Here is a 2,475-nt window from a genome sequence, read left to right as displayed (position 1 = left end):
CGGCTCGCGCCCAGGCGGCGCACCAGGAAGCCGACTACCTGGCCAAGAAGCTCACCGCGCGCCTGCGCCACGCAGCCGAGCCCACCGTACCCTACGTCTACGAGGACCACGGCTCGCTGGTATCGCTGGGCCAGGACGCCGGCGTCGGCAGCCTGATGGGCAAGCTGGCGGGGCGGGGACTGTTCGTAAGCGGTACACTGGCACGCCTGATGTACATGAGCCTGCACCTGATGCACCACAAAGCGGTGCTAGGCGTCTCGCGTACCGCCTCCCTTGCCCTGGCCCGCCTGCTCATGCGGCGCACGCGCCCGCGGGTCAAACTGCACTGAACTCCCATGAATTTCCTGCAAAAACTCGAACACGCCTGGACCACCAGCAACTCGCTCCTGCAAGTCGGGCTGGATCCCGATCCGCAGCGCTTCCCCCGCGAATTGCAGGACAAGCCGGACGCCATCTTCCAGTTCTGCCGCGACATCGTGGACGCCACCGCGCCCTACGCCTGCAGCTTCAAGCCGCAGATCGCCTACTTCGCCGCGCACCGCGCCGAAGACCAGCTGGAAGCGCTGTGCCAGCACATCCGCGAAAAGCATCCGGACCTGCCCATCGTGCTGGACGCCAAGCGCGGCGACATCGGCTCCACCGCCGAAAACTACGCCCGCGAAGCCTACGAACGCTACCAGGCGCACGCGCTAACCGTCAGCCCCTACATGGGCCTGGACTCGGTCGAGCCCTATCTGGCGTGGCGCGACCGCGGCGTGATCGTGCTGTGCCGCACCTCCAACCCCGGCGGTTCGGACCTGCAATTCCTGAAGATGGACAATGGCGAGCCGCTGTACCTGCACGTCGCGGGCCTGGTCGCCGACAAGTGGAACGCCAACGGCCAATGCGGCCTGGTAGTGGGCGCGACCTTCCCGAATGAGCTGGCCGCCGTGCGCCAGCGCATCGGCGACGCGCTGCCCCTGCTGGTGCCGGGCATCGGCGCCCAGGGCGGCGACATCACCGCCACCGTGAATGCCGGCGCCAACGCCGCCCGCAGCGGCATGATGATCAATTCTTCCCGCGCCATCATCTACGCCAGCGGCGGCGACGACTGGCGCGAAGCCGCCGGCACGGCGGCCAAGGGCTTGCGCGACGCGATCAACGCGGTGCGCTGATCCGGCGGGGGTCTTGCACCCCCGACCGTGGCAGTCCCTTGCTTCAACGCCGGTTGACCGGCGCTCCCAACAACTCAAGCAGGCCGCGCAGTGCGTAATCCACCGCTGCCTGGCGCACTTGTGCGCGGTCGCCCGGGAACACGTGCGTGACGGCGCGGCTGCTGATGCCGTCGCCCGCACGTAACGCGAAACCGAAGCACACCATGCCCACCGGCTTGCCGGGCGTAGCCCCACCAGGACCGGCAATGCCGGTCGTGGATACCGCTACATGCGCAGCGGGGGATGCCAACAGCACGCCATTGGCCATTTCCAGCGCCACCGGTTCGCTGACGGCCCCGAAGTGGTGCAAGGCATCGGGCGACACGTCCAGTTCGGAGACTTTGGCTTCGTTGCTGTAGGTGACGAAGCCGCGTTCGAACCAGTCGCTGGACCCCGCTACCGCCGTCATGGCGCCGGCCAGCAGGCCGCCGGTGCAGGATTCGGCCGTGCCCAGCATCCAGCCCTTGCGTCGCAGCGTTTCGCCCAGCCTTTCGACCAGCGCCAGCGACGTGGCCTGTGCCAGCTGTTCGGCCGACAGATTGGGCCGGGTGCCTTCTTGTTGTCCGCTCATCCCAAGACTCCTGTGCGCACGACCAGCGCCATGACCAGCAAGGCGTATGCGGCCGCCACGATATCGTCCCACATCACGCCAAAACCGCCCTTGATATGGGCGTCGAAGAACTTGATGGGAGGCGGCTTGACGATGTCGAACGTGCGGAACAGCACGAACGCCAGCGCCTGCGACAACCAGCCCGCAGGCGTCAGCCAGAGCACCAGCCAGAACGCCACCATCTCGTCCCAGACCATTCCGACATGATCCGACTGCTGGAGTTCACGGCCGACGCGATGGCAGGCCCAGCATCCGTACAAGAAAGCCAGCGCCAGGAATGCGCCTATCGCCAGATCCGACGCGGCAGGCGCGGCGGCGACCCAGATCGCCCAGGCCAGCAGCGTGCCCCAGGTACCCGAGGCCGGCCGGATCAGGCCGCTGCCGAAGCCAAAGGCAATGAGCCGCCCCGGATCGCGGCAGACCCAGGACAACGGCGGATATGCGGTCCGGGCGCGGTCGCGCATGGAGGTGGGACGATTGTCGGTCGCGGACATGGGGTTGAGGGTTGGAATGCGGCGGATCAAGCCGCGGGAAAATGATCGAAACCGGCAGGCAGCTCGGCCAGGGGCTGGCCCTGGCTGTCCAGCACGGACAGGCCGGGTTGCGCCAGGGTCTGCCCCACGCGGGTCACGCGGGCGCCGGCCGAAGTCGCCGCGGCCAGCACGGCCTCGC

The 2,475-nt window shown here is 67.9% G+C and carries 3 protein-coding genes and 1 pseudogene; 2 read left to right on the top strand and 2 right to left on the bottom strand.

Translation table 11 applies throughout. The annotated features are described in order from the left end of the window. Together VIR09_RS17680 and pyrF are read left to right on the top strand one after the other, a co-directional pair. Positions 1–329 (top strand): annotated as a pseudogene (locus VIR09_RS17680) (NAD(P)/FAD-dependent oxidoreductase); the annotation flags it as partial. A 6-nt stretch (positions 330–335) separates the two neighbouring features. Beyond that, entirely contained in the window at positions 336–1,154 is an 819-nt protein-coding gene (gene pyrF, locus VIR09_RS17675) for an orotidine-5'-phosphate decarboxylase (RefSeq protein ID WP_332014051.1), read from the top strand. A 43-nt stretch (positions 1,155–1,197) separates the two neighbouring features. On the opposite strand, the gene VIR09_RS17670 is transcribed toward pyrF, so the two are convergent. Beyond that, positions 1,198–1,764, bottom strand: a complete 567-nt coding sequence (locus VIR09_RS17670; protein WP_332014050.1) for a CinA family protein — start codon at positions 1,762–1,764, stop codon at positions 1,198–1,200. After that, positions 1,761–2,267: a phosphatidylglycerophosphatase A gene (locus VIR09_RS17665; RefSeq protein ID WP_332014052.1), complete on the bottom strand. Its 507-nt coding sequence runs from the start codon at positions 2,265–2,267 to the stop codon at positions 1,761–1,763. The genes VIR09_RS17670 and VIR09_RS17665 overlap by 4 nt, the downstream gene beginning before the upstream one ends. Positions 2,268–2,475 lie beyond the last annotated feature (208 nt).

This window comes from Achromobacter sp. (genome assembly GCF_036567245.1).
In the GTDB taxonomy this organism is placed as follows: Bacteria; Pseudomonadota; Gammaproteobacteria; order Burkholderiales; family Burkholderiaceae_B; genus Achromobacter.
This window is presented reverse-complemented; position numbering and strand designations above follow the sequence as displayed.